This is a genomic window from Allobosea vaviloviae, assembly GCF_001298265.1.
In the GTDB taxonomy this organism is placed as follows: domain Bacteria; phylum Pseudomonadota; class Alphaproteobacteria; order Rhizobiales; family Beijerinckiaceae; genus Allobosea; species Allobosea vaviloviae_B.
Window position 1 is genome coordinate 164,639 of the sequence record NZ_LGSZ01000095.1, and the last position, 26,311, is coordinate 190,949.

Genomic DNA, 26,311 nt, shown 5'->3' on the forward strand with positions numbered 1-26,311 from the left:
GCCGACCGGCCCCGCCTCAAAGCCCTGGACGCGCCCTCGTGAACGCCATCGAAAGCACAACCCTCGTCGTCGCGGTGACGATCGCGTTCTTCGCCTGGAACCGGCTGCCGGTGGTCGTGGTCGCGATCGGGGCGGCCCTGTCGCTCTGGGCGCTCGGCGTCGTCACGCTGGAACAGGCGCTGGCGGGCTTCGGCGACCGTGCGGTGATGTTCGTCGCCAGCCTGTTCATCGTCAGCGCCGCGCTCGACAAGACCGGCGTCACCGCCTGGGCCGGGCAGATCCTGATCGCCAAAGCCGGCGAGAGCAAGAACCGCCTGCTCGTGATCATCATGGCCGCGGCCGGTGCGCTCACCGCGCTGATCAGCGGCGGCGGCGCGGTTGCCGCGCTCATGCCGGTCGTGGTGCTGGCGGCGATCCGGCTGCGGCAATCGCCGACGCTGCTGCTGATGCCGCTCGCCTTCTCGGCCCATGCCGGCGCCAACATCCTGTTGACCGGCGCGCCCAAGAACATTCTCGTTTCCGAGGCACTGGAGGACAGCGGCCTGCCCGGTTTCGGTTTCGCCGAATTCGCGCTCGTCGGCCTGCCGCTGCTGGCGGGGACGATGCTGATCATCCTGCTCCTGGGCAAGCGCCTGCTGCCGGCGCAGGGCAATGCACGCCTGCCCGCTGATTTCAGCCGGCATGCCCAGACGCTGGTCGAGCATTACGGGCTCACCGACGGCTTCTTCCATCTGCGCGTGCGGGCGAGCTCCGAGCTGATCGGCACGCTTCCAGCGGCGATCGACATCTCGCAGCAGGAGGGCGCGATCGAACTCGTCACCGTTCAGGCCGGAACAACCGGCATCGCGCGCGGGGATCAGCCGATCCGCGAGGGCGACTATCTCCTGGTCAAGGGCGAGGCAGGGGCGGTGGCGCGGCTCTGTGCCGCCTCGCATCTCGCCCCGCGCGACGCAGCCGATGACGGCGATGCCGCCGGGGCCCTGCTCAACCGCAGCACGGGGCTGGCCGAGGTGGTGATCCCGCCGCGCTCGGCCTTCATCGGCAAGGCGGTGCATCCCGGCATGACGACCGAGGGCGGCGACCTGATCGTGCTCGCGGTCCAGCGCGGCGGCGCCGATCTTGATCCGGCGGACCTGGCCCTGCGGGCCGGCGACACGGTGCTGCTCAAGGGCAGTTGGAAGGCGCTCGACCTGCGGCTGGCGGATGCCGACGTGCTGGTCGTCAATTCGCCCGATCTCGTGCGCCGGCAGGCCGTGCCGATGGGCGCTGGCGCCGGCGTCGCGCTGGCTGCGCTCGGCGCGCTCGTCCTGCTGCTGGCGACCGGCTTCGTGCCGCCCGCGGTCGCCGCGCTCATCTGCGCGCTGGTGCTGATCGGTGCCGGCATCCTCTCGGTCGAGGAGGCCTATCGCGCCATCCACTGGACCACGATCATCCTGATCGGCGCGATGATGCCGCTCTCGATCGCGATGGTGCAGTCGGGCGCGGCCGATCTCGTCGCGCGCCAGCTCGTGGCGCTGACCGGCAGTGGCGGGCCGACGGTCTTCCTCGCCGGCCTGTTCCTGCTCACCGCCTGCCTCGGCCAGATCATGAGCAACACGGCCACGACGATGCTGGTGATCCCGATCGCGATGGCCGCCGCCGCCAGCATGGGCGTCTCGCCCCGGCCGATCCTGATGAGCCTGTGCATCGCCGGCTCGGCCTCTTTCATGACGCCGATCGCGACCTCGACCAACCTGATGGTGATGGGCCCGGGCGGCTATGCCTTCGGCGACTACTGGAAGCTCGGCCTGCCGCTGATGATCTGGTTCTTTGTCATGGCGGTGTTCTACGTGCCGCTGATCTGGCGGTTCTGAAGGGGCGGCTAGACCTCATTGACCCTGTTCGCCTGAGCGCCGTCATCCCGGGCGACCGCAGGGAGACCCGGGATCCATGCCTGAACCTTGACCTGCAAGTGCTCCGGAACGGATCCCGGATCTCCGCTTCGCTACGTCTGGGATGACCCGCGTTTGAGGTCGACCGGCTTTCTATTCCGCCTTCTCCGCCGCCGCAGCCCCAACCGGCCCTCCGAGCCGCTCGTCGATCCGGCCGAGCAGATAGGGGTAGAACGGGTTCGAGGACATCCGCAGCAGCGCGTCGAGATTGACGATCAGCGTGCCGCGCTCGCCGCGCGCCGCCACCGAGCCGAGCTGGATGCCGAAATCATCCGCCGGATCGGGCGTCATGCCGTAGAGCCCGTCGGTCAGCGGGAACGGCAGCGCGACATGCGAGAGCGAGAACACGTCGCGCGGGAAGGCCAGGCCGAGCGGCCGTTCCGTCTCCTCGCTCGCGCCGGCCTCGGTCACGCGCTCGACGACCTCGCTCGCATCCGGGCTCGCATTGGTGATGACCGAGAGCCGGAAGGCGCGCGGCGTCGGCGGCAGCATGCGGCCGAGCAGCGTGTCGGCCGAGCTGTTCAAGAGCGGGCCGAACTTGGCGCTGCGGTTGAGGTCGAACAGCACGAGCTCGCTGCCATTGGCCGGCAGATGGGCATAGAGCGACGTGATGATCGCGCGCGTCGAGACCGTGAAGTCCATCACCGACTGGAAGGTGATCAGCGGCGGCAGATCCTTCAGCCGGCCCTCTCGCGACTGCCTGATGATCTTTTGCTGCAGCGCCGCCGTGAGCAGATGCGACTGGCGCGCCCCGTTCACGGGGAAGGAGTTGTATTTGAACGGATTGAACTCGGGCAGCACGCTGAGCCATGCCGCCTTGGCGAAGGACGGCAGGATCGCGGGCAGGGCGGCGAGCCCAGCGAAGCGGGCGAAGGCGGTGATCCCGACCATCGGCGAGATCAGCACGACGCGCTCCGCCCGCGGCAGCGTGCTATCCTCCAGCGCGTCGAGCGCGTGCATGAGGGCGAGAGCGCCGCCGTTCGAGAAGCCGACCAGATGCAGCGGCGCGGACGGTCCAGCCAGGCGTCGCGCCTCGCGGACGGCGAGGCGGGTCGCGGCCAGCCAATCCTCCCAGTCGACCTCGGTGAGCCCGGCCGGCACGGTGCCGTGGCCGGGCAGGCGCGGGGCCACCGCGACGAAGCCGCGCTCGCGATACTGCCGCGCGACATGGCGCAGGCTGTAGGGCGAATCCGTCAACCCATGCAGGAAGACGGCCGCACCTTTCGGCGGCCCCTCCGGCTCCAACACATAGGAGCGGTTCCAGTCCTGCGCGAAGCGGCCGGGGTAGATCGGGCTGCCGTCGAAATAGCGGTTCACCGGCACGCGCTCGGCCGGATCGAGCTTCTGCGTCACCTCGAGGCGGATCGAGGCGAAAGCCGCATCTTCGGCCGCCAGATAGGCGCGCCAGTCGCCGTGGTCGAGCTCGGCGATCGAGAGCTCGGTGGGGATATAGGTATGCCAGGGCTCGAGCGGGGCGCCCCGCTCGGAATCATAGACCCGCAGCGCAAGCAGGGAGACAACCACAATGGCGAGAATGGCGGCGGTTCGCTTCAGGATGCGGCCGACCCGATGAGCCGTCATAGAGTGTGTTCCTTCAGCCGCCGTCGCGGGATTTCGGGGACCGCCGCGTCACAACCGGTCCGGTGCCCCTTTGGGTGGTGTCCGATCAGGTTGGTCCGGACGGCGTGGGCGGGTGTTCTTCCTGCGAGGCTACCATGGCGCCTGTGGTGTTTGTACCAGGCGAGCCATCGCTGGGCTTCGGCGTGCGCATTTTGCGAGCTGTGTGACACTTTGGCGATCGAGGCGGCTCGCCTGCTCAAGGATCGCGGGGGGACCTAATCCAGATCTGACGGTGCAAGTCGGCGAACGTTGCGGCGCAGGATCGTCTCAAAGGTGGCCAGCGCGGGTGACACCGACCTCCCGCTCGGGCGGATCATCACGATGTCCCGCGCGATGATAGGGTTCGAGAGCGGTTGCGAGACGATTCTGCGATGAGGCGCGGCCGCGAGCGCATAGGTCGGCAGGACCGCGACGCCGAGCCGCGCTTCGACCAGCGCCAGCGCCGTCGTGATCTGCGAAACTTCGTAAGCGGGCAGCAGCGGCATCCCGACCGTCTTATAGGCGACCTCGATCAGCAGCCGGATGCCACTGTCGCGCGTCAACGTGATCAGCGGCTCGCCCTGCAGCTCCCGCCACGCGACAGCGGTGCCCGCGAACCGGCTGGCCGGGCTGCAGAACAGCATCAGGCTGTAGGGCTCAACTCTTGAGAAGGCTGAGCTTCCATGGAGACCGCCGCCGACATTGGTTTCGGTTTATCCATCGCTGCCTGGGCGAGGCGGAGCCTGGTCGACATCATCTTGAACGGCGCTCCGCCATCGCGACCACCTGCGCGTGCAGCGTCCAGCCTAGCTGCCTCGATCTGCCATCGAAGCGCCAGCGGCCAAACCTCGACCGCGTTCAGTTCGAGCTTAGGCGCCGTAGGTCGTCGATCAGGCTCTTCGCGAGCTGGGCGGCCGGGGGCGACGGCTCTCGGCTCGCGGGGCTGATCAGCCCGATCCGAAGCACATTGACCCCGGGCGAGGTCAGCGGGCGCCAGGCTATCTCGCCGTTCTCGATCTCCTTGAGGAAGCCGAGCCGCGTGAAGAAAGCGATGCCGAGCCCCAGTTCGATGCAGACCCGGATCATCTGGATCGAATTCGATGTGATCTTTGGTTTGAGCATCGCCTTGAATTGGCTGAAATCCGCGTCGATGTCCGCCCCGCGGGGCAGCGGTCCGGCCTGATCAAGCACCGGGTAGGACCGGGCTTCGTCGAAGGAGACGCTGAGGCGCGCCGTGAGCGGATGGTCGACCGGCATGACGACGCCGATCGGCGCAGGCACCTCGGCGATGAAATGCACATGGGCGGGCAGCGGGCTGACGAAGGTCAGGCCGATGTCAACGGCGCCGTCGCTGACCATCTGTGCAATGTCTGCGGGGGCTACCGCGAGAACCGTGTGGTTGATCGCTGGGAAGTCTCTGCCGAAGCGTGCGAGCGCCCGCGGCAGGAAATCGACGAGAAGCGAGTCGAGCGCCGCGATCGTGACATGTCCGGAACGGGCCTCGCGCAGATCGTCGATTGCGGCGCGCACCCTGCCATAGCCCTCGATGGTCGCAGTGATGTGCTGCAGCAGCAGCGCGCCGGCTACGGTGAGGCGCATGCCGCCCGGCAAACGGTCGAAGAGGGGGCCGCCGAACTCGTCTTCCAGCTTGAGGATCTGGCGGTTGATTGCGCTGGCCGCGACGTTGAGCTGCCCGGCGGCGCGGCGGATCGAGCCCAGCCGCGCGACCTCCCGGAAATAGAACAGGGCGGCGGCATGCATCGGCCGGGCTCCTCAGTGTCATGCCGCGATCCTCAGAATCGCGGCATGACCCTCGATGGTTACGTTGTCGCATTGTCTGCACGCGAACCGGTGGTCACGTCGCTCGAAAATGCTGTCAGCTCGCGGCCTTCTTCGGCCAGGCCGCCACCATCGGATGGTCGAGCGTCGTCGTCAAAGACGGGTCGGCACCGCCGGGCTGGCCCCAGCCAGTGAGCTCCGGGCCGAAGAAGTCCCGGTTGACCGCGGGCCAGGCCGCCAGCTCCGGCGGCAGACGGTCGTCGGCATGGATTGCGGCGACGGGACAGACCGTCTCGCACAGCCCGCAATCGATGCATTCATCAGGCTGGATGTAGAGCGTGCGCCCGCCCTCGTAGATGCAGTCGACGGGGCAGGCGGCGAGACACGCCTTGTCCTTGATGTCGATGCAGGCGTCGGTGATGACGAAGGGCATTGGCCGGCTCCTCTTAGCGGCCCTGCCAGACCGGCTTTCGCTTCTCGCGGAAGGCGCGCACGCCCTCCTCTGAATCCTCCGAGCCCAGGGCGGCGACCAGTGCCGGCAGGCGCAGCGCCTGCGCCTCCTGCGGCGAGAGATGGCCGGTGCGCCGCATCACCTGCTTGATCGCGCGCAACGAGAGCGGCGCGCAGGCGAGAATTTCCGCGACCCAGCGATCCACTGCGGCGTCCAGCGCATCGCGGCTGGCCACCTCGTTGATGAGCCCGAAGGAGAGCGCTTCCGCCGCCTTGATCCGGCGCCCGGTCAAGAGCATGCCGAGCGCGTGGCGATGCGCGATCTGGCGCTGGAGCAGCACCATGCCGCCGTCCAGCGGCAAGCGGCCGACACGCGGCTCCGTCAGGCCGAAGCTCGCCTCCTCCGCCGCGATCACGATATCGCAGCCCAGCACCATCTCGAAACCGCCGCCCACGGCATGGCCGTTGACCCGGGCGATCACCGGGATATCGAGCGTTTCGCGCAGCGCGATGCCGCCGAACCCGGCCGGCCGCGACGCTGCCCAATAGCCGAGGCCGGTCTGGCCGGGATCGACATTGCGCATGTCGGCGCCCGTGCAGAAGGCGCGGTCGCCCGCTCCGGTGAGCACGACGACGCGGACGGACGCATCGGCCTCGATCTGCCGCCAGATCGTCTCCATCTGCATCTCCGCCTCCCGGTCGAGCGCGTTCAGCACCTCCGGTCGGTCGATGGTGACGCGGGCGACATGGTCGGCGATGGAGAGGCTGACGGGCATCAGGCGACCTTGCCGAAAGCGGGCAGCCCGATCTCGCCCAGAACGGCCTCGGTGTGCTCGCCGAGCCCGGCCGGAACGATCCGGATCGCCACCGGCGCGGCCTCCATGTGAATCGGCGAGCCAATGACGCGCACCCGCTCGGTCGGCCCATCAGCTTCCAGGATCATGCCGTTGACGCTGGTCTGCTCATCGGCGAGAGCCTCTTCGAGCCGGCGCACGGGCGCGCAGAGCAGGTCCTGCTCCTCGAGCCGGGCCAGCCAATAGGCGGTGGTCTGCGTCAGAAAGCGCTCGGCAAAGAGCGCCTGCAGCGCGGGCTTGTTGGCGACCTGCAATTCGTGGCCAGCGAAACGCGCATCTGTCTTCAGCCCGGGAAGGTCGAGCGCGGCGGCGATGTCGCCGAGCGGATCGGCCTTGAAGGCGCCGACCATGACGAGCGCGCCGTCCTGCGTCTCGAACACGCCGGTCAGCGGCATCGCGCCCCAGTTCACCTCGCGCCCGCGCATCATCTGCGCCGCGGCCTCCTGCGTCTGTGCCGCCAGCATGGAATCGAACAGCGAGACGCTGATCCGTTGGCCCTTGCCGGTCTGATGGCGCTGGAGCAAAGCGAGCAGGATGCCCTGGACCATGTGCATGCCGGCAGAATAATCGGCGAAAGTGGTCGAGAGCACGGCGAGCGGCTGGTCGGCATTGGCCCGGCGATGCATCACGCCCGACAGCGCCTGGGCCAGCACGTCCTGCCCGCCCTTGTGCGCATAGGGGCCGGTCAGGCCGAAGCCGGTGCCGACGGCGTAGATCAGCCGCGGATTTCGGGCCGACAACGCTTCGTAGGAGAAGCCCATCCGCTCCATCACGCCGGCGCGGAAATTGTTGACCACCACATCCGCCTCGTCGATCAGCCGCAGGACAGCGTCCTTGGCCTCCTGCTTGCGAAGATCGAGCACGACGGAGCGCTTGTTGCGGTTGAGCGAGCAGAACACCGGCCCTTGCAATCCGGCCGGGTCGTTCGGAAACGATGTGCGCGAGAGATCGCCTGTTGGCGGGCGCTCGATCTTGATGACGTCGGCGCCATAGTCGCCGAGCATCTGGGTGGCGACCGGGCCCATCATCACCTGGGTGAAGTCGACGACCTTGATGCCTGACAGCGGCAGTGCGGCAGCGGTGGTCACGCGGCATTCTCCAGAGTGGTGGCATTGGCGGAAGGGATGTCGCCCGGGTCGCCGCCCTGGGCCCGCACCTTCCGGCAGATCGCCTGCGGGGCGACATCGCGCAGGCGCTGGCCCGAAGCGACGGCGAGCGCCGCCGCCACGCCGGCCGACTGGCCCATCGCCATGCAGGGCGGGATTTCGCGCGACATCTTCTGCGCCTGCTCGGTCGCGGAATAGTGGCGGCCGGCGACGACGAGCCCGTCGAGGCTGCGCGGCAGCATGGAGCGATAGGGCGTGTAATAGTCGCGGCCGCGCGCCACCGTGTCGGTGAAATGCACGCGGTCGAGCACGTCGCGCTTGGTCACGACATAGTCGCCCTGAAGGAGTCGAGTCTGGCGCACGCCGAGCTGCGGCGCGACATCGACCACGAAGCAGTGGCGGAAGCCCGGCATGTTCTCGCGCACATAGTCGACCAGCGCATAGAGCTTGTTGCGGCCCTCGAAATCGGCGCGGGTGAGGTCCTCCACCGACAGCGCATCGAAGCCAGGCATATGCGGGCAGTTGCACCAGACGACGCCGGGCAGCGGCGTCTTGAGCCACCACATGTCCCAGGAACCGCCCATGATGCGCTTGGCCTGACGGTCGATCGTCGCGAAAGCTTCCGGCTCCTCGTGCTGGAAGCGTTCCGCCTCGTCGGTATCGACGCCGCCGAGGCGGAACACGGTGGTGACGATGAAGGAGCCCTTCTCATGCGCGGCCCCGGCCGAGGCTGCGACGTCGAGATCGCCCGAGGCGTCGACGATCACGTCGGCCAGGATCGCCTGGCGGCCGGCCTTGGTCTCGCAGATGATGCCGGTGACCTTGCCGTTCTCGACCAGCGTGCGCGAGAACCAGGAATGCAGCCTGACGTCGATCTTCGCCTCGGCCACCATGTCGTTGGCCGCGCGCTTCCAGCCGTCGGGGTCGAAGGACGCGGCCATGACGATGGGTTGCGGCTTGGTTTGGGCGCGGAAGTCATGGGCGCCCCAGCGCGCCCATTTGCGGTGCATCGCCCAATCCTGGCGGCGCTCCTCTGGCGGAGGGTAGACGCAGGCTCCTCGTGCCGCCATGCGCTCGATCATCTCCATGCAGATGCCCTGCACGGTGACTTCGTCGCCATTGTGCATGTCGTCGAGCACCAGCACCATGCCGCCCGAGGCGAGGCCGCCGAGATAGGGGTAGCGCTCGACCATGGTCACAGCGCAACCTTCGCGGCGGGCGGCGATCGCGGCGGACATGCCGGCCGGTCCGCCGCCGACGACGAGGACGTCGGTTTTTGCGACGACCGGGACGGAGCCGCCCGGTTCGGCGATGATGGTCGCAGTCATGGTCATCTCCGGATTTGGGCGCGTCAATGCGCGTTCGAGGGCTGCCAGCGCACGAGCCGGCGCTCGAGCATCGTCACGCTGAGGAAGAACAGCATCGAGAAGCAGGAGGCGACGATCACGGTCGCGTAGAGCAGCGCCGAGTCAAAGGAATAGGTCGCCTGGATGATCAGCGCGCCGATGCCGACATTGGACCCGATCCATTCGCCGACGATCGCGCCAACGACGGAGGTCGAGGCCGAGATCTTCAGTGCCGAGAACAGATAGGGCAGCGAGTTGTAGAGCCTGAGCTTGAAGAAGACCTCGCGCTTCGAGGCCGAGAGCACCCGCATCAACTCCATGGCCTGCGGGTTCACAGCCTCCAGGCCGCGCACCATGTTCACCAGCGTCGGGAAGAAGCAGATCAGCGCCGCGATCGCGATCTTCGGCTCCATGCCGTTGCCGAGCAGCAGCACCAGGATCGGCGCCTTGGCCACGACGGGGATCGTGTTGATCAGCACGACCGTGGGGAAGAAGGTCTCTTCCAGCGTCTTCTTGTGAACGAAGGCGGTTGCGATGACGATGGCAACCAGGTTGCCGAGCAGGAATCCGGACAGGGCCTCGATGGCCGTCGGGACGAGATTCGCGAGCAGCACGTCGCCCTTGCTCACCAGCGTCTGGGCCACCAGAAGCGGGCTCGGCGCGACGAAGGGCGGAACCTTGAACAGGTAGACGAGTGCGGCCCAGACGCCGAGGAAGGTCGCGACGCCGACGAAGGGGAGGAGGCGGCGGCGCAGCAGGATGCGACGCTGGGCCTGGCGGAAGCCCTCTTCGGCGTCGGCGACGGTTTCGTTCTGCGAGATCGCGGTGGCAAGCGTCATTCCGTGCCTCCCAACGCAGCGCGCAGCACCGTGGCGATGCGCATGAATTCGGGCGTCTCGCGGATCGCGAGCGTGCGGTCGCGCGGCAGGTCGATATCGACCAGCGAGGCGACACGGCCCGGATTGGCGGCGAGCACCAGCACCTGCTCGCCGAGGAAGAGCGCCTCATAGACCGAATGCGTCACGAACAGGATCGTCGTGCCCGTCTCGCGCCAGATGCGGCGCAACTCCTCGTTCAGCCGGTCGCGGGTGATCTCGTCGAGCGCGCCGAAGGGCTCGTCCATCAGCAAGAGCCGCGGCCCTCCGAGCAGCGCCCGCGCAATCGAGACGCGCTGGCGCATTCCGCCGGAGAGCTCATGAGGAAAGCTGCCTTCCCACCCTTCCAGCCCGACGAGCTTGAGCAATTCGCGCGGCGTTGGCATGCCGTCGGCAAGTCGCTGCCGCCCGCCGACTTCGAGGGGAAGCTCGACATTCTGCAGGGCCGTCCGCCAGGGCAGCAGCGCCGCATCCTGGAAGACGAAGCCGAGCGCGCGCTGGAGCCGTGCCTGCTGCGGCGTCTGCCCGAGGACCGTGACCTGCCCGGCACTCGGCGCAATGAGATCGGCGACGACCCGCAGCAGGGTGGACTTGCCGCAGCCGGAAGGCCCGAGCAGGCTGAGGAAGCCACCGGTCTCCACGGAGAAGCTGACATTGTCGAGCGCCGTCACGATGCGTCGCTCGGTGACGAACCGCACCGAGAGATTGCGGCAGGCGACCGCCATGCCAGCCGCGGACCGCGGTACCTCGGCGTGGCGCGGCTCCATCATGGCGAGCGCGGCCATCGTCTCAGCCGATCCGCGGCCGCGCGTCGGCCGTCGCCTTCAGCACGTCGAGCGTCATCACCTCGGAGAGCTTCGGCGTCCGCTTCGTGAACTGTCCGAGCGAGGCGTAGAGATCGATCTGCTGCTGCCAGACGGCCGCGTCCATCGTGCCCCAGCCCTCGGCCTTGGTCTGCGGGCCGAAGGAGAAGGACAGCATCACGTCGAGCGCCTCGCGCTCGTCGGCCGCGATCAGGTTCGGATATTCCTTCACGAGGAGCGCTGTCGCCTGGTCGCGATTGGCATGAGCGAAGGCCCAGCCCTTGGCCGAGGCACGCAGATATTTGGCGATCAGGTCGCCCTTGGTCTTCAATGTTTCGGCCGTGGCATAATAAGGCAACGCGTAGAGCTTCACGCCGGCGTCCCAGAGCGACAGGGCGACCTTGTCGGGCCCCAGCACCTTGAGCGCCGTGGAATTGGTCTGCCAGCCGGTGACGACATCGACCTGGCCGGTCAGCAGCGGCGCCATGTCCGCGCCGATCGGGACGATCGTGACGTCCTTCTCGGAGATCTTGTTCTGCGCCAGCAGCGCGCGCAGCAGGATGATGCCGGTGGACTGGATGCCCACCTTCTTGCCGATGAAATCCTTCGGCTCGCGCACAGGCTTCTTGGCCAGCGAATAGAAGGCATAGGGATGCTTCTGGCAGCCGGCTGCGAAGCAGACCACCGGCAAGTCCTGCGAGGCGGCCAGCATCAGCGACGGGCTCGACGACACCTGGCCGACCTCGAAGCGCCCGCTGGCGACGACGGCGACGCCATCGACATTTGGCCCGCCGGGCTGAATGCGCATATCGATGCCTTCGGCCTCGTAATAGCCGAGCGCCTTGGCGCAGACTTCACCGATCTGATTGCCGCCGGCGATCCAGCCGAGCTGCATGTTCAAAATCGTCTTGCCCTGGGCACCGGCCTCGAAAGAGATCAACGGTCCCGACATCGCTGCGGTGGCGGCGGAGCTGAGAAATCTGCGTCGGCTGATCGACATGGTGACGGTCCCCTTCATGACGCTTCGAGGCGTCTTGAAGGAGATTAGATCACCGCCACGCGTACTCAGATATAAGAATATTTCGTCCGAAGTGTTGCCGTAATGAGATCGTGCCCAATCCGGCGCCAGCTGCCTTGCGGCTGCTCAGCCTGGTGTCACGACTCCGGCAGCGAGACCTGCCGCACCTCGACGCCGCCCTCAGCCAGGATGACGCTCGACCGCAGGAAGGAATGCCCCCAGACGGGGTCTTCGAAGGCCGGAGCCGGCGTCTCGACGCATGTGATGCCGGCATCGACGATCGCCCGCGCGCAATCGATGCAGGGGAAGAAGGTTGTCGCGAGCCGCGCGCCGGCCGTGGCATGGCCCTGCCGCGCCGCGGCGAATATGGCGTGGCGCTCCGCATGCTCCATCCAGACGAAACGCCCGTCGCCCTCGTGTCGTTCAGGAAGGTCCTGCACCCCGGCGGGGAAGGTGTTGCAGGCCGTGATGACGGTGCCGTCGGAGAGTCGGAGGCAGGCGCCGACCTGCCGTACCTTGTTGGGGCTTTGCCCGGCGACGTCGAGGGCCAGCAGCATATCCGTCATCAACGTGCCTCGTCAGGGAGAAAGCAGGATCGTCCGAGTATGGGATGCGCCAACGGCCTAGGCAAAAGGATGTGAGGCATCGGTCTCGGAGAAGCCGGACGAATTCGAACGGAAGGCCGGCTTAGCTTGACTGAGCGCCCACGAAACCGGCAGCAGGCCAGGCAGCGTGGGGTGCCTGCAGTCCGCAGCATCTGCGCGCAGGCGCGCCGACCGCTCATCACGAAACACCCGTAGCCCGCTACCTGACCTCGTTGATGTAGCTGTGGGCCCGCGTCGTGGCCCGGTGATACCCTAATATGGTCGGCGTTCCCGCCTGATCGTAAGCGACTTCGTCGATCGTCAGCACAGCCTCCCGCCCGGCGAGGCCAAGCAAGGCGATATCCTCGTCATTGGCAATGTCAGCGGTGATCTGCTCGCGCACGGCCGAGATGCGGATGCCATAGCGCTCCAGCAGATGCAGATAGAGCAGCGCGGGCAGGGCTGCCGGCTCGCACGGCAGGCCAGGGAGACGGTCGGCCGCAAGGACGAGCCGGTCATGCATCACCGGCCTGCCATCGGCGTGGCGGATGCGGCGAATCTTGATGACCCCGGCGTCCGGCTTGAGCTGCAACAGGACGGCCTGCTCCGGCGTCGCTGCCGCTCGCTCCACGCTCAGCATCTCGCTGGTTGATCGAACCAGACTGCCATCCGCCCGGTGCAGCCGGAAATACTGGAAGAAGAAGCGCAGGCTGTGATGCGGGCTGCGGCCGGTCACCACCGTGCCGGTCTTGCGACGGCGCGAGAGCAGGCCTTCTGCAACGAGATCGCTCATGGCCCGGCGCACGGTGCCGACCGCGATTCCGAACCCCTGGGCAAGCACCGTTTCGTTGGGAAGCACCATGCCCGGCTTCCATTCGCCGACCAGGATGGCCTCCGACATATGGCGCTTCACCTTCTCGTAAAGCGGCGCGGCATCGCTGTTGGCGAGGTTGGGCAGCGCAGGGTGGGCGCTCGCCTGCGGCGTGACCGCTTCTGAGGCAGGGGCCGTCGCTATTTTGGCATTGACAGCCGGCATAGGCTCGTTCCTATTTCTATATAGTTTATATGAAAGAGAGGCTCTTGCAAATGGCGACGCCTTCATCGCCGGTTCGCATTCTCCATCGCAGATCGTGGCTGCGCGCGACAAGCGTCGGCTCGGCGTACTAAGCGGTGTCGATGCGCGCTCCCGTCCCGATCCCGGACTCTCCCGCCTTGGCGCAGGCCATGGCGTGGCTCGCCGATGAGGTTGAAAGCGCTGCCGCCGATCTCGGCCGAATGATCGCGGTCGATACCTCGTTTCCGCCAGGGCGGGGTTACGATGCCTTCGCCGATCTGATGGAGGTGCTTGTCGCGCCGCTCGGCTTCACGCATGAGCGCGTCGTCGTCCCGGACGCGCTCTGGCATGTGCCTGGGGGGCCAGCCTTCGGCCCCCGGACGAATCTTGTCGCCACACGTCGCGAGGGCAAACCCGTCTGCGGTCTGTATTTCCATGTCGATACCGTGCCCGCAGCGCCTGGCTGGGAGAGCGATCCCCTGTGCCTGACGCGCCAGAGCGAAAAGCTGGTCGGTCTCGGTGCTGCCGACATGAAGGGCTGCATCGCCGCCGTGCTGCTGGCGCTGCGCGCGGCCGAGGCTTGCGGTGTCGCGCTTGCCTATGACCCGATGCTGCTGTTCTGCACCGACGAGGAAGGCGGGCTCTATCCCGGTATCCGCTACCTCGCCGAGCAGGGCCGCCTCGAAGGCCATATCCTGAATTTCAATGGCAGCGCCGATGCGCGGATCTGGGCCGGCTGCTTTGGTCTGTTCAACCTGCTGGTCCGGGTGCGCGGCCAGGCCGTTCATGCAGGCGAGGGCAATCGCTCTGGTGCAGGCCTCAACGCCATCGAGGGGGCTTTGCCGCTGCTGCAGGCGCTCGCCGATCTGAAGCCCGCGATCGCCGGCCGCGTCTCTGCCCTGCCGCCACCGCCTCATGCCAAGGGGCCGCTTGCTCCGCAGCTTGGCATCGTCGCCGTCAACGGCGGAACCTGCGGTGGACAGGTGCCGGCTTTGCTCGAGATCACGATCAATCGGCGTTATGCGCCCGAAGAATCATTCGAGGATGCGCGAGCCGAGATCGAGGCCATGGTCCGCAAGGCCATTGCCGAGGCGCCGGGCCTCAGCGTCGAGATCGACCTGATCGGCCATCTCATCCCGACCGGCGACCCAACCGGGCCGCACTGGCCGCGCTGGCAGCGCGCGATGGGGCAGGGTTTCGGCTACGAGCAGCACGAGTTCCGCACATGGGGCGCCGCGAGCTGTTCCGATTTCGGCTATGTCCAGCGCACGGGTATGCAGGAAGTCCTGCTCGGCGGATTGGGCCGTCCGAGCCGCAACATCCATTCGCCGGGCGAGCACACCACGATCTCCGATGTGATCGCGCTGGCGCGCAGCGTGCTTGCCTATCTCGCTGCCGATTTCGTCCCCGAGCTCATCCCCGAAAACGCCTATCCCCAAACTGAAGGAGCGCCCCATGTCGAGCCTTGATCGCCGTCGATTCCTCGCCGCTTCCGCCGCGCTCAGCGGGTTCGCCATGACTGGCTTCGATGTCGCCGCGCAGGCGCAGGCTCCTCGCCGGGGCGGGACGCTGCGCGTCAGCGTCGACCAGGCCGCGGCCAAGCTAAATCCGCTGCTGACCCGGGTGAATCCGGAATATCTGATCTCGGAGCTGCTCTATTCGGCGCTCACCCGTCTCAAGGTCGATATGAGCGTCGAGCCGGACCTGGCCGAATCCTGGAGCAGTTCGGCCGATCTGCTGGAATGGACCTTTAACCTGCGCAAGGGCGTGACCTTCCATGATGGCAGCGCCTTCACGGCAGCCGACGTGGTCGCGACCTTTGAGGCCATCCTCGACGCCAAGACCGCCTCGCCGGCGCGTCAGAATGTCGGCCCGATCGCCAAGGTCACCGCCAAGGACGACGCCACTGTCGTCTTCACGCTCTCGGCTCCCTTCGCCGACCTGCCGGTGACGCTCGCCTACACCAACGCCAAGATCGTGCCGGCAGCAGTGATCAAGGCCGGACTCGGACGGCTCGACCGCGAGGCGATCGGCACAGGGCCGTTCAAGCTCGTCTCCTTCGAGCCGGAGCGGCTGATCGTGGTTGCCCGCAACGATGCCTATTACGACAAGGCGCGGCCTTATCTCGACCGGATCGATGTCGTGGTCTACCCCGACATCAGCGCGGAGAGCTCCGCCCTGATCGCCGGTGATACCGACCTGATCTCGACAGCACAGCCGACCGAGTATGGGCGGCTGGCGAAGGCCACCGGCGTCAAGGGGCTGCGCGTCCCGTCGGGCCAGTTCTGCAACGTCAATTTCGGCTGCGACACCAAGCCGTTCAACGATGTCCGCGTGCGGCAGGCGCTGGCCCTGACGATCGACCGGACGGCGATGGTCGATTTCGTCACTGAGGGCTATGGTACGCCGGGCAACGACACCCCTCTCAACGCCGCCTATCGCTTTTACTCCGAGCAGGCGCTGAAGAAGCCCGATATCGCCAAGGCCAAGGCTCTTCTGGCCGAGGCAGGCCATCCAAATGGGCTCGAAGCCACGCTGATCGCCTCCGACCGCCCCTCGCTGCGCACGCAGATGGCTGTCGCGCTGCGGGAGATGGCCAAGCCTGCCGGCTTCCGGATCAATGTCGAGACGATGCCGCACGCGACCTATCTCGATCAGGTCTGGAAGAAGGGTTCGTTTTATGTCGGCTTCTACAACATGCAGGCGACCGCCGACGCCATCTTCGCGCTGCTCTACACCTCGAACGCAGCCTGGAACGAAACGCGCTGGAACAACGCCGCCTTCGACAAGGTGGTGAACGAAGCGCGCGCGACGGTCGACGAGGGCAAGCGTCGCCAACTCTACGCCGAGGCGCAGAAGCTGATGCATGCCGAAGTGCCTTCGATCATCCCGACCTTCTTCGACCTTCTCGCCGCCCGGCGCGAATGGGTGCAGGGCTATGAACTGCATCCGCGTGGTGCGGTGTTCCGGCTCGATCATGTCTCGCTGGGCGCCAACGCGCCCAAGCGGGCCTGAGAGCAGGGATCGCGGGCGTGTCGCCGGCCTATATTCTCAAGCGCATCGTGCTGGTCGGCTACACGCTGCTCGTCGTGTCACTCATCGTCTTCGCGATCACCCAGATCCTCCCCGCCGATGCGGCGGTGATGATGCTGGGCGAGAACGCGACGGCCGAGGCGCTCGCCGCGCTGCGCGCGCAGATGGGGCTCGATGCGCCGATCTGGGCGCAATATGGCCATTGGCTGGCCGGCGTGTTGCGGGGCGATTTCGGCGTCTCCATGCGCACCGGCCAGCAGGTCGGGCCGGTGATGATCGAGGCCCTCGGCCGGTCGCTGCTGCTCGCGCTGTTCTCGATCGTGCTGATGCTGATGCTGGCCTTGCCGCTGGGCATCATCGCCGCCGTCCGGCGCGGCCGCATCGCCGACCTCGTGGTCAGCGTGATTTCCTATATCGGGGTCTCGCTGCCGGAGTTCGTCACGGCCACGCTGGTCGTGCTGGTGCTGGCCGACTGGCTGCAATGGCTGCCGGCAACCGGCTACGTGCCGCTGACCGAGAACCTGCTGCAGGGGCTGCGGCATCTCGTCCTGCCGGTGCTGACGATTTCGGTGATCCTGATCGCCCATGTCTCGCGCATGGTCCGCTCGGAACTGGTCGATGTGCTGCACACCGACTACATCCGCGCCGCCCGTCTCAAGGGATTGCCCGGGCGCACGGTTCTCTACAAGCACGCCTTGCGCAATGCGCTGCTGCCGACGATCACGATCGTGGCGCTCGATATCGGCTACCTGCTCGGCGGCGTCATCGTGGTCGAGGAAATCTTCGCGCTGCCCGGCATCGGCCGCCAGCTCATCGTCGCGATCCAGAGCCGCGATCTGCCCTCGATCCAGGCTGGCGCGCTGATCATGGCGGCGACCTATGCCGTCGCCAGTTTCCTCGCCGACATCGCCTATGCCCGGCTCGACCGGAGAATCCAGTATGATTGAGCTGTTGCGCCGCGTGTTGCGCTCGCCGCAGGGCGCTCTCGGGCTTGTCCTGGTGGGGCTGATCCTGCTCGTGGTCATCCTCGGGCCGTGGATCGCGCCCTACAACCCCGAAAGCCTCGCGCCCCTGCAGCGCTACAAGCCGCCGAGCGCGCAATTCTGGCTCGGCACCGACCAGTATGGCCGCGACATCCTGAGCCGCCTGCTGCATGGCGCGCGTGCCACGGTGGTCCTGGCGGTCTTCGCGACGGCGCTCGGCACGCTGGCCGGCGCTCTGATCGGCACGATCTCGGCCTTTCTCGGCGGGCGCAGCGACGAGGCGATCATGCGCACCGTCGATGCGGTGATGTCGATTCCGAGCCTGCTGCTGGCGCTGCTGATCGTCAATCTGCTCGGCAAGAGCAGCCTGAATGCCCTGCTCGCCATCGCCATCGCCTTCACGCCCGGCATGGCGCGGGTGACACGTTCGGTCGCGCTGGCCGTGCGCAAGCAGGACTATGTCAACGCCGCCATCGCGCGCGGCGAGAGCGCCGGCTTCATCGTCTGGCGCGAGATGCTGCCCAATGTCGTGGCGCCGATCATCGTCGAGATGACGATCCGCGTCGCCTTTGCCGTGATGCTGTTTGCGACGTTGAGCTTCCTCGGCCTGGGCGCGCAGCCGCCTGCCTCGGAATGGGGGCTGATGGTCGCTGAAGCCAGGCGCTTCATGCATCTGAGCCCCTGGATGATCCTCTGGCCGAGCCTGGCGGTCGCCTTCGTGGCGATCGGTTTCAATCTCCTCGGCGACGGCCTGCGCGATGCGCTCAACCCGCGCACATGAGGCCAGTCAGCATGGTGCTTTCATGACGCCGATCCTCGACATCACCGGCTATTGCCTCGACTACGCCACGCCGGCGGGCTTCACCCGCGCGCTCGACGAGGTCACGCTCAGCGTCGCCAAGGGCGAGGTGCTGGGTCTCGTCGGCGAATCGGGATCGGGCAAGACCTCGCTGGCCTGGGCGATCATGCGCCATCTCCCCGAGAGCGCGCGCGAAGCAGGCCGCATCAGCCTGGTCGACAAGGATCTGACGACCGCAAGCGCAGCCGAGATCGACGCGTTTCGCGGCCGGCGCATCGGCATGGTCTTCCAGGATCCCAGCACCTCGCTCAACCCCACCTTGCCACTGGGCGAGCAGCTGGCCGAAGTGCTGGAGCATCATCGCGGGCTGACCCGCAAGCAGGCCTGGGCCGAGGGCGAGGCCATGCTCGCCAGGGTCGGCCTCAAGCTTCCCGCGCAGATGATGCAACGCTATCCGCACGAGGCCTCAGGCGGCGAAAAGCAGCGCGTGGTCATCGCGACCGCCTTCGCCTGCCAGCCCGAATGCATCATCTTCGACGAGCCGACGACGGCGCTCGACGTCATCACCGCGCGCCAGATCCTCGATCTCTTCGGCGAGCTGCAGGCCGAGACCGGGGTCGCCTCGCTCTATATCTCTCATGACCTGGCGTTGGTCTCGCGGGTCGCAAACCGGGTCGCGGTCATCCATCGCGGCCGCATCGTCGAGCAGGGCCGGGTGCAGGACGTCTTTGCCGCGCCGCAGGACGCTTATACGCGCGATCTGCTGGCAGCCGTCCCGCGGCCGGACCATCGCCTCGTCGAAGCCGGACCGGGAATGGAGGTCAAGGCGCTGGTCGAGGTCGACAAGGTCAGCGTCCGCTATGGCCGCAAGCCCTTCCTCTCAAAGCTGCTTCGCCGCGAAAACACCCAGTTTACCGGCAATCGCGAGGTCAGCCTGTCGGTGCGGGAGGGCGAAATCCTTGGCATCGTCGGCGAATCCGGCTCCGGCAAGTCGACCCTGGCGAAAGCCCTGACGGGCCTGAACCCGTTCGAGGGCGAACTCCGCTTTGCCGGTCGACCCATCGGTGGGCTGAAGGACATGGACAGGGCCTATCGGCGCGACGTCCAGATCATCTTCCAGCACCCTGATTCCTCGCTCAATCCGCGCCAGCGGATCCGCGAGATCCTGTCGCGCCCGCTCGCGCTTTACGGAACGCCCGAGCAGCGCAGCGACAAGACCGCGATCGGTGCCCTGCTCGAACAGGTGCGACTGCCGGCCGGTTATGCCGATCGCTATCCCCACCAGTTGTCCGGCGGCGAGAAGCAGCGCGTGGCCATCGCGCGCGCCTTTGCCTCCCGGCCGAAGCTGGTGATCTGCGACGAGATCACTTCGGCGCTGGACGTCTCCGTGCAGGCCTCCGTCATCGAGCTGCTGGTCGATTTCCAGAAGCGCTTCGGCACGGCCTATCTGTTCATCACGCACGATCTCAACCTGGTGCGCCAGATCGCCCATCGCATCGCGGTGATGTATCGCGGCGACCTCGTCGATCTGGTCGATGTCGCCGACCTCTCGGGCGGGGCGCTCCACCCCTACACCCGCTCGCTGATCGATGCCATTCCGGCCCCTGCCGCTATCCGAGCCTGACTTCAAGGATCTTACGATGGACCGTACTGCCCTTCTGGCTCGTCTCGACGAGAAAGCCGCCCTCGATTTCCTCAGCGCGATGGCGCGCCACAAGAGCTATTCGGAGACCGAGGGCGAGCGCGTGCTCGCCGCCTTCATGGCCGACAAGATGCGGGAGATCGGCATCGAGGCGGAACTGCAGCCCGTCGTCGGCGAGCGCGTCAACGCGATCGGCCGTTTGAAAGGGGCTGGCGGAGGCAAGAGCCTGCTCTTTAACGGCCATCTCGACACCAATCCGGCGACCGAGGGCTGGACTGTCGATCCATGGGGCGGGCTGGTCGACGACCAGTTCATCTACGGCATCGGCGTTTCCAACATGAAAGCGGGCGACGCGGCCTATTTCTGCGCGGTCAAGACACTGATCGATGCCGGCGTGAAGCTGAAGGGCGACGTCGTGCTGACCTTCGTCGTCGGCGAGCTTCAGGGCGGCGTCGGCACGGTCGCCGCGATCCGCAACGGCGTGAAGGCCGACTACTTCATCAATTCCGAACCGACCGATCTGCAGGCGATCACGATGCATGCCTGCGCCTTCACCTTCGTGATCGAACTCACCGGGAACACCCGCCACCTCTCCAAGCGAGAGCAGGCGGTCGACGCCATCGTCGCGGCCTGCGACCTGATCCCCCGCCTCAATGCGATGACCTTCTCCGGTGCGAAATCCGAGGAGCACCGTTCGATCAACCGGGTTCATGTCGGCATCGTTCATGGCGCGCTCGGCAAGGAGCTGCATGAATGGCGCGCGCCGCAGGTCGCGGACTTCGCCAGGATCAAGGGCTCCGGGCGCTATGCGCCCGGCCAGACCGAAGCCGGAGCCGTTGCCGACATGCGAGCCGAGCTCGATGCTCTGGAGGCGCGCTTTCCTGGGCTCAAGGCCACCATCCGGACGGAGAAGGCCGAAGGCCATCGCTCGATGCCGGCCTTCGAGGTTGCCAAGGACGCCCGTATCGTCAAGACGATCAACGCGGCTTACGAGGAGGTGCGCGGCCAAAGACAGCCGATGGGCGCGATCGCGCCGCCATGCTTCTTTGGCACCGATGCCGGCCATCTTTATGCCGAACTTGGCATGGAAGGCATCGTCTGCGGACCGGGCGGGCGCTACAACACCATGCCCGACGAGCGCGTCGAGATCGTCGATTATCTCGACATGATCCGGATCTACATGCTCTGCATCCTCGATATCTGTGAGATCGCCTGAAACAGCCTGCTGCCGGTTTCCTGGACGGTGGGTTGATCCAGTCCTGTCTTCATTTCGAGCTCGACCGGGCTGAGACAGCCGATGGTCGAGTGCGGCGGACGGTCTTGCAGAACCGCTCGATGCCGTCGCTGAAATCAAGGTCGGCATCGATCCTATCGACGGCCGCTGCGATCTGATCAATTCCCGCTCAAGAGAGTAGCCGCCGGCCTTGTCCAGGCCGTCGCCATCCAGGAAATCGTCAGCGTAGCCAATGCCATCCGGAAGCCATTTGGCTCAGCCGAAGATGACTTTTCGGAACCGCATGAGCGCGATGGCGAAATAGCTCGCGCCGATCGTCGCCAGAAAGAGCAGTTCGGACCAGACGACGTCGAGACCGGCGCCCCGGTAGAGCACTGCCTGTGAGAAGACCACGAAATGAGGCGTGGGGGTGAAAATCCGCATCGTCCATTGCAGCCAGACCGGCATGCTTTCCATCGGCGTGGCCGAACCCGACAGCAATTGCAGGACGACGAAGACGGGGATGGCGAGAAGGCCGAACTGCCCCATCGTGGTCGCGATCGTGCCCAGCAGGATGCCGAGCGCCGCGACCGAAAAGGTATAGATCGCAGCTCCCAGGATGAAGAGGGAGAGCGAGCCGGCGATGGGCACGCCGAGCAGCCACTCAACGACAAGCACGAGCGAAAGCGCGGCCGCGACGAGGATGACCAGCGAATTGGCCATCATCTTTGCGAGCATGATCTCGACCGGTGTCACCGGCATGACCAGGAGATGCTCGACGGTTCCCTGCTCGCGCTCCCGGATCAGCGCCGCGCCGGTCAGCACGATGGTCAAGAGCGTGACGTTGTTGAGGATCTGCATGACCGAACTGAACCAGCTCGAGTCGAGATTGGGGTTGAAGCGCGCCCGCGTGACAAGGTTGATCGGAAGCGTGCTCGTTGCCTCGCGCCCGGCCAGCAGGTTGGTGATTTCCTGGGCGATGATCTGCTGGATGTAGATCGAGCCGTTGCCGGCCTGCGTCATCGCCGTCGCGTCGACGTTGAGTTGCAGCCCGGTCTGCCGTCCGGTCTGGACATCCGCCTGGAAGCGGGGCGGAATCTCGAGGACGAAGACGAGCCGGCCCGCATTCATCTCGCTCTCGATCTCAGCTGGTGTGATCAACGTCACGGTCTTGAAGAGCGGCGGGCCGAAGACGCCGAGCAGGCTGCGCGAGAAGTCCGAGCGATCCTCGTCGACGATGCCGATCGTCAAGTCCCGCGCCTCCAGATTGGCACCGGTCGCGACCGTATAGACCGCAATGCTGAAGGTGTAGGCCACCAGGACGAACATGACAGGGTCGGCCCGGATGCTGCGCAGTTCCTTGAGCGCGAGCTGGAGGATGTTCGAAACGTGGATCGCGAGCCGCTTCATCTCATGCCTCCTGCTTGTTGAGGGCAAGCTGCGCGAGGATGAGGAACAGCAGGAAGAAGCCGGCCAGCACCACGAGATTCGGCCATAGCTCGGCGAAGCCAAGAGCCTTTGTGAAGACCCCGACACTGACCGGCTGATACCAGGCCGGCGGCAGGGCAAGCCCGATGAGACGCCCGCCGCCAGAGAGAGAAGCAACAGGCACCATCAGCCCGGAGAAATTGACCGCCGGGATGATCGAGAGGATGGCCGTCGCGAATACCGCGGAAACCTGCGTGCGCGTGAAGCTCGAGATGAGCTGGCCGAACCCCGTCGTGCTCGCCACGTAAAGCAGGGATGCAAGCGTGAGGAGCCATGCCGACCCCTTGATCGGGACGTCGAAGACGAGCCCGGCCAGGATCGTCAGCAGCACGAAGCTCACCATCGCCACGGCGATATAGGGAAGCTGCTTGCCGAACAGGAATTCGAACTTGCTGATCGGCGTCGAGCGGAAATTGGCGATCGAGCCCGTCTCCTTCTCGCGCACCACAGCGATCGCCGACATGATCGCAGGTATCAAGATGAGCATCAGCATGATCACGCTGGGCACCATGGCGTTGGCGCTCTTGAAAGCCTGGTTGTAGCGAAAGCGCGTCTCGACCGAGACGGCAGTCGGGGCATGGCTCGACGACGCGTGCGCGGCGGCTATTCTCTGTGCGTATTGCGTCGCCAGACCCGTCACATAGCCGCGCGTCGTCTCGGCCCGGAACGGCATCGCACCGTCGAGGGCAATCGACAGCCCAGGCACGCGTCCCGCCTGAAGGTCGCGCCCGAAGGACGGTGGGATCTCGATGGCCAGTTGCAGTTCGCCGCTCTTCAGGCGCGCCTCGAGCTCCGTTGCGGAGCGGATCGGACTGCGTTCGTCGAAATAGCGCGAACTCGAGAAGCTCTCGATCAGCTGCCGGCTTTCCAGCGAGTTGTCCTGGTCGAAGGCGGCAAAGCGCAGGTTTTCGACATCGAAGGAGATGCCGAAACCGAAGGCGAGCATCAACAACAGCGGCGCGAAAAAGGCAAAGCCGAGTCGGATCGGATCGCGCAACAGCTCCATCGCTTCCCGCCGCGAGCAGGCCCATAGCCGTCCGCGATCGAAACGGCGGAGAGGCCGCGCCCGTTCGACGGACTGTGGCGGAACCGACGCGGGGACAGGATCACCCGGGGCGTCGCGGACGGTCCCGGTGGCCTGCTCGAGATAGGAGATGAATGCCGCTTCCAGCGAGGCGCTGCCGCGTTCCCGCACCAGATCCTGCGGCGCGCCGACGGCAAGAACGCGTCCGGCATGCATGAACGAGATGCAGTCGCAGCGTTCCGCCTCGTTCATGAAATGCGTCGACAGGAAGATAGTGACGCCGTCATCGCGCGAGAGGTCGATGAGAATACGCCAGAAGGCATCGCGGGCGATGGGATCGACACCTGACGTCGGCTCGTCCAGGATCAATATCGCCGGTCTATGGAGAACGGCGACCGCCAGCTGCAAACGTTGGCGGATGCCGAGTGGCAGGCTTTCGGGACGCGCATCGGCGACGTCGGCAAGGTCGAAGCGCGAGAGCAGTTCGGCGATGCGCCCGGGAACCTCGGCCTTGGGCAGGTGATACAGCCTGGCGTGAAGCTGCAGATTCTCGAGCACCGTGAGTTCGCTGTAGAGCGAAAACGATTGCGACATGTAGCCGACACGCTGGCGCGTCTCCATGTCGTCGGCCGCGAGCTGCTGGCCGAAGAGCTTCGCCGTCCCGCTGCTTGCTGGCAGGAGCCCGGTCAGCATCTTCATCGTCGTCGACTTGCCGCAGCCATTGGAGCCGAGGAAGCCGAAAATCTCGGCCCGTGCGATCCGGAAACTGACATGGTCGACCGCGACGAAATCGCCGAAGCTGCGCGTCAATCCTTCAGCCTCGATCGCTGGCGTGGGGTCGTCGGTGAACGGCTGCGGCCGCAGCACAACCTTGTGGTGCTGATTGCGCTTGGTCTCAGGCAGCAGCGCGACGAAGGCCTCGTCGAGACTCGCTTCGCCCGCCTTCGCGCGCAGTTCTGCTGCCGTCCCGGTCGCGATGGCCTTGCCATCGTCCATGGCGATCAGCCAGTCGAAGCGTTCGGCTTCTTCCACATAGGCGGTCGCGACGATGACGCTCATACCTGGGCGACGCGCGCGGATCGTGTCGATCAGGTCCCAGAACTGCCTGCGCGAGAGCGGATCGACGCCAGTGGTCGGCTCGTCGAGGATGAGCAGGTCCGGGTCATGGATCAGCGCGCAGCACAGGCTGAGCTTCTGCTTCATGCCGCCCGATAGCTTGGCGGCCGGGCGCTCCTTGAAGGGAGCAAGCCCTGTCGCCGTCAAAAGTTCATCGATCCGGCGCTGACGCTCTGCAGCGTCCTGGCCGAACAGGCGGCCGTGAAAGTCGATGTTCTCCAGGACGCTCAGCGTCGGGTAGAGGTTTCGACCCAGCCCCTGGGGCATGTAAGCGATGCGTCCGACGAGCGCTGTCCTGACCGTGGGATCGGCCATGTCGCCGCCGAGCACATGGACTGTGCCTGTCTGGATGATGCGCACGCCCGCGACCAACGCGAGCAGGGTCGACTTGCCGACGCCGTCTGGCCCGATGACGCCGATCATCCGTCCTGCCGGAATGTCCAGCGTCAGATCGTCGAGGGCGATGCTCTGGCCATATCGATGGGCGACCCGACCAAGGCGGGCGACCGGCACGGTATCCGTCATGGCAACTTCACGGCGAGCGTGTCGGGCCAGACAGCGTCGGGCGCCGTGCGCACGAAGCCAAGGCCGCGCACGCCGGTCTTGACCTGCCTGTGATATTTGGCGAGCAGTTCCGAGTTGAGCTGCAACTTGACCCGGAAGACGAGCTTCTCTCGCTCTTCTGCCGTCTCGACGCTCTTGGGCGTGAACTGCGCATCGGCTGCCACAAAGCCGACGGTCGCGGGGATGACGTATTGCGGCACGGGATCCAGTATGATGCGCGCCGCGTCGCCAAGCGCCAGCTTACCGGCCTGCGAGGCCGGCATATAGACCGTCATGTAGACGTCCGACAGATCGAGAATGGTGATGACGCGGGCTCCGGCCGAGACCACCTCGCCGCTGCGGGCGATCTGATACTGCACGCGGCCGCTGCGCGGTGCCACCAGGACGAGGTCGACCAGAATAGCCTTGACCTGCTCGGCATCGGCTTCGGAGGCGCGGATCGCGAATTGCGCCTGATCGCGCTGGGCTTCCGCTGCGCGCAAAGCAGCGTCTGCAGCATCGGCCTTGGCGAAGCGCTGGTCGTAGACCTGCTTGCTGAGATACCCTTTCTCGACGAGTTCCTTGCCGCGCTCGACATCGTTGCGGGCGAAGAGCTGGTCGCTCTTGCGCTGCGCGATCAGGGCCTCGGCCTCCACCAACGCCTGCCGCGCCCGGAGGACCTGTGCCTGGGCGGAACGAAGCTGGGCTTCGTATTCCGGCGAGGCCACGCGCGCCACGACCTGCCCGGCGGTGACCTCATCGCCCTCCTTGACGCTGACCTCGGCGAGGCGCCCGGCATATTTCGAGGCGACGTCGATCTGCGTCGCCTCTATGCGACCATTGGTCTTGACGATGCCTGGAGGCATCGCGTCTCCGCGCAGGCGTTCGATCAGCGCCTTCAGCCGAGATTGCGCCTGAGCAGCTGGAGGGACCGCAGCGAGAGAACAGATCGTTGCCAGGGTCATCATGGTCAGGTGGGCGGATCGCATTCCCGTGTCTCCGGTCAGTCGAGCGGGCTCTCATGATAGTGAGAGAAAGCTGTCGCTCTTGCGACGAGTTGTCGTGTTCTGC

At 66.3% G+C, this 26,311-nt stretch carries 22 protein-coding genes; 7 read left to right on the plus strand and 15 right to left on the minus strand.

Annotated features, from left to right (window positions below):
* Positions 1-38: 38 nt before the first annotated feature.
* Positions 39-1,853, plus strand: a complete 1,815-nt coding sequence (locus AE618_RS26700; protein WP_054212085.1) for an SLC13 family permease — start codon at positions 39-41, stop codon at positions 1,851-1,853.
* Positions 1,854-2,024: 171 nt separating this feature from the next.
* Here the strand turns inward: AE618_RS26700 and AE618_RS26705 are convergent, their stop codons facing one another.
* The 12 genes from AE618_RS26705 to AE618_RS26760 form a co-directional block, all read right to left on the minus strand.
* Positions 2,025-3,512 carry an alpha/beta hydrolase gene (locus AE618_RS26705; protein WP_054212086.1) on the minus strand — a complete coding sequence of 496 codons (1,488 nt, stop codon included), beginning with the start codon at positions 3,510-3,512 and terminating at the stop codon, positions 2,025-2,027.
* Between the two features lie 254 nt (positions 3,513-3,766).
* Positions 3,767-4,174: a LysR substrate-binding domain-containing protein gene (locus tag AE618_RS26710; protein ID WP_054212087.1), complete on the minus strand. Its 408-nt coding sequence runs from the start codon at positions 4,172-4,174 to the stop codon at positions 3,767-3,769.
* Positions 4,175-4,388: 214 nt separating this feature from the next.
* Entirely contained in the window at positions 4,389-5,291 is a 903-nt protein-coding gene (locus tag AE618_RS26715; RefSeq protein ID WP_054212088.1) for a LysR family transcriptional regulator, read from the minus strand.
* A 115-nt stretch (positions 5,292-5,406) separates the two neighbouring features.
* A complete protein-coding gene (fdxA, locus tag AE618_RS26720) occupies positions 5,407-5,742 on the minus strand; it encodes a ferredoxin (protein ID WP_054212089.1) in 336 nt (111 codons plus the stop codon).
* Positions 5,743-5,755: 13 nt separating this feature from the next.
* Positions 5,756-6,535: an enoyl-CoA hydratase-related protein gene (locus AE618_RS26725; RefSeq protein WP_054212090.1), complete on the minus strand. Its 780-nt coding sequence runs from the start codon at positions 6,533-6,535 to the stop codon at positions 5,756-5,758.
* Positions 6,535-7,701: a CaiB/BaiF CoA transferase family protein gene (locus tag AE618_RS26730; protein ID WP_282568532.1), complete on the minus strand. Its 1,167-nt coding sequence runs from the start codon at positions 7,699-7,701 to the stop codon at positions 6,535-6,537. The genes AE618_RS26725 and AE618_RS26730 overlap by 1 nt, the downstream gene beginning before the upstream one ends.
* Positions 7,698-9,053: an FAD-dependent oxidoreductase gene (locus AE618_RS26735; protein ID WP_082365613.1), complete on the minus strand. Its 1,356-nt coding sequence runs from the start codon at positions 9,051-9,053 to the stop codon at positions 7,698-7,700. Before AE618_RS26735 ends, AE618_RS26730 begins: the two co-directional genes overlap by 4 nt.
* Positions 9,054-9,070: 17 nt before the next feature.
* On the minus strand, positions 9,071-9,904 hold the full coding sequence (locus tag AE618_RS26740) for an ABC transporter permease (protein ID WP_054212091.1): 834 nt from the start codon (positions 9,902-9,904) through the stop codon (positions 9,071-9,073).
* On the minus strand, positions 9,901-10,725 hold the full coding sequence (locus AE618_RS26745) for an ABC transporter ATP-binding protein (RefSeq protein ID WP_054212092.1): 825 nt from the start codon (positions 10,723-10,725) through the stop codon (positions 9,901-9,903). The genes AE618_RS26740 and AE618_RS26745 overlap by 4 nt, the downstream gene beginning before the upstream one ends.
* Positions 10,726-10,729: 4 nt before the next feature.
* A complete protein-coding gene (locus AE618_RS26750; protein ID WP_082365628.1) occupies positions 10,730-11,743 on the minus strand; it encodes an ABC transporter substrate-binding protein in 1,014 nt (337 codons plus the stop codon).
* 155 nt (positions 11,744-11,898) lie between these two features.
* A complete protein-coding gene (locus AE618_RS26755) occupies positions 11,899-12,327 on the minus strand; it encodes a deoxycytidylate deaminase (protein ID WP_054212094.1) in 429 nt (142 codons plus the stop codon).
* A 238-nt stretch (positions 12,328-12,565) separates the two neighbouring features.
* The gene (locus AE618_RS26760; RefSeq protein ID WP_082365614.1) at positions 12,566-13,381 is read right to left on the minus strand and encodes a GntR family transcriptional regulator; all 816 of its coding nucleotides are present in this window, start codon (positions 13,379-13,381) and stop codon (positions 12,566-12,568) included.
* Positions 13,382-13,521: 140 nt separating this feature from the next.
* Here AE618_RS26760 and AE618_RS26765 point away from each other — a divergent pair, with 140 nt between their 5' ends.
* From AE618_RS26765 to AE618_RS26790, 6 genes are read left to right on the plus strand one after another with little or no spacing between them, the layout of a single operon-like run.
* The gene (locus tag AE618_RS26765) at positions 13,522-14,868 is read left to right on the plus strand and encodes a M20 family metallopeptidase (protein ID WP_054212095.1); all 1,347 of its coding nucleotides are present in this window, start codon (positions 13,522-13,524) and stop codon (positions 14,866-14,868) included.
* Complete coding sequence (locus tag AE618_RS26770; protein ID WP_054212096.1) at positions 14,855-16,414, plus strand: ABC transporter substrate-binding protein; 1,560 nt, start codon at positions 14,855-14,857, stop codon at positions 16,412-16,414. Before AE618_RS26765 ends, AE618_RS26770 begins: the two co-directional genes overlap by 14 nt.
* Positions 16,415-16,431: 17 nt before the next feature.
* Positions 16,432-17,379 carry an ABC transporter permease gene (locus AE618_RS26775; protein ID WP_054212097.1) on the plus strand — a complete coding sequence of 316 codons (948 nt, stop codon included), beginning with the start codon at positions 16,432-16,434 and terminating at the stop codon, positions 17,377-17,379.
* A complete protein-coding gene (locus AE618_RS26780; protein WP_054212098.1) occupies positions 17,372-18,196 on the plus strand; it encodes an ABC transporter permease in 825 nt (274 codons plus the stop codon). The genes AE618_RS26775 and AE618_RS26780 overlap by 8 nt, the downstream gene beginning before the upstream one ends.
* Before the next feature lie 22 nt (positions 18,197-18,218).
* Entirely contained in the window at positions 18,219-19,838 is a 1,620-nt protein-coding gene (locus tag AE618_RS26785) for a dipeptide ABC transporter ATP-binding protein (RefSeq protein ID WP_054212099.1), read from the plus strand.
* 16 nt (positions 19,839-19,854) lie between these two features.
* On the plus strand, positions 19,855-21,072 hold the full coding sequence (locus AE618_RS26790; protein WP_054212100.1) for a M20 family metallopeptidase: 1,218 nt from the start codon (positions 19,855-19,857) through the stop codon (positions 21,070-21,072).
* Positions 21,073-21,345: 273 nt separating this feature from the next.
* On the opposite strand, the gene AE618_RS26795 is transcribed toward AE618_RS26790, so the two are convergent.
* Genes AE618_RS26795 through AE618_RS26805 form a run of 3 tightly spaced genes read right to left on the minus strand, consistent with a single transcriptional unit; the run spans position 21,346 to position 26,229 of the window.
* On the minus strand, positions 21,346-22,479 hold the full coding sequence (locus AE618_RS26795) for an ABC transporter permease (protein ID WP_054212101.1): 1,134 nt from the start codon (positions 22,477-22,479) through the stop codon (positions 21,346-21,348).
* 1 nt (position 22,480) lies between these two features.
* Entirely contained in the window at positions 22,481-25,222 is a 2,742-nt protein-coding gene (gene rbbA, locus AE618_RS26800) for a ribosome-associated ATPase/putative transporter RbbA (protein WP_054212102.1), read from the minus strand.
* A complete protein-coding gene (locus AE618_RS26805) occupies positions 25,219-26,229 on the minus strand; it encodes an HlyD family secretion protein (RefSeq protein ID WP_054212103.1) in 1,011 nt (336 codons plus the stop codon). Before AE618_RS26805 ends, rbbA begins: the two co-directional genes overlap by 4 nt.
* Positions 26,230-26,311: the final 82 nt, after the last annotated feature.

Excerpts from the sequence above, each read along its gene's own strand:
- AE618_RS26705 (WP_054212086.1), bottom strand. The coding sequence starts at position 3,512 with ATGACGGCTCATCGGGTCGGCCGCATCCTGAAGCGAACCGCCGCCATT.
- AE618_RS26710 (WP_054212087.1), bottom strand. The coding sequence starts at position 4,174 with ATGCTGTTCTGCAGCCCGGCCAGCCGGTTCGCGGGCACCGCTGTCGCG.
- AE618_RS26715 (WP_054212088.1), bottom strand. The coding sequence starts at position 5,291 with ATGCATGCCGCCGCCCTGTTCTATTTCCGGGAGGTCGCGCGGCTGGGC.
- fdxA (WP_054212089.1), bottom strand. The coding sequence starts at position 5,742 with ATGCCCTTCGTCATCACCGACGCCTGCATCGACATCAAGGACAAGGCG.
- AE618_RS26725 (WP_054212090.1), bottom strand. The coding sequence starts at position 6,535 with ATGCCCGTCAGCCTCTCCATCGCCGACCATGTCGCCCGCGTCACCATC.
- AE618_RS26735 (WP_082365613.1), bottom strand. The coding sequence starts at position 9,053 with ATGACCATGACTGCGACCATCATCGCCGAACCGGGCGGCTCCGTCCCG.
- AE618_RS26740 (WP_054212091.1), bottom strand. The coding sequence starts at position 9,904 with ATGACGCTTGCCACCGCGATCTCGCAGAACGAAACCGTCGCCGACGCC.
- AE618_RS26745 (WP_054212092.1), bottom strand. The coding sequence starts at position 10,725 with ATGGCCGCGCTCGCCATGATGGAGCCGCGCCACGCCGAGGTACCGCGG.
- AE618_RS26750 (WP_082365628.1), bottom strand. The coding sequence starts at position 11,743 with ATGTCGATCAGCCGACGCAGATTTCTCAGCTCCGCCGCCACCGCAGCG.
- AE618_RS26755 (WP_054212094.1), bottom strand. The coding sequence starts at position 12,327 with ATGACGGATATGCTGCTGGCCCTCGACGTCGCCGGGCAAAGCCCCAAC.
- AE618_RS26760 (WP_082365614.1), bottom strand. The coding sequence starts at position 13,381 with ATGCCGGCTGTCAATGCCAAAATAGCGACGGCCCCTGCCTCAGAAGCG.
- AE618_RS26765 (WP_054212095.1), top strand. The coding sequence starts at position 13,522 with ATGCGCGCTCCCGTCCCGATCCCGGACTCTCCCGCCTTGGCGCAGGCC.
- AE618_RS26770 (WP_054212096.1), top strand. The coding sequence starts at position 14,855 with ATGTCGAGCCTTGATCGCCGTCGATTCCTCGCCGCTTCCGCCGCGCTC.
- AE618_RS26780 (WP_054212098.1), top strand. The coding sequence starts at position 17,372 with ATGATTGAGCTGTTGCGCCGCGTGTTGCGCTCGCCGCAGGGCGCTCTC.
- AE618_RS26785 (WP_054212099.1), top strand. The coding sequence starts at position 18,219 with ATGACGCCGATCCTCGACATCACCGGCTATTGCCTCGACTACGCCACG.
- AE618_RS26790 (WP_054212100.1), top strand. The coding sequence starts at position 19,855 with ATGGACCGTACTGCCCTTCTGGCTCGTCTCGACGAGAAAGCCGCCCTC.
- AE618_RS26795 (WP_054212101.1), bottom strand. The coding sequence starts at position 22,479 with ATGAAGCGGCTCGCGATCCACGTTTCGAACATCCTCCAGCTCGCGCTC.
- rbbA (WP_054212102.1), bottom strand. The coding sequence starts at position 25,222 with ATGACGGATACCGTGCCGGTCGCCCGCCTTGGTCGGGTCGCCCATCGA.
- AE618_RS26805 (WP_054212103.1), bottom strand. The coding sequence starts at position 26,229 with ATGCGATCCGCCCACCTGACCATGATGACCCTGGCAACGATCTGTTCT.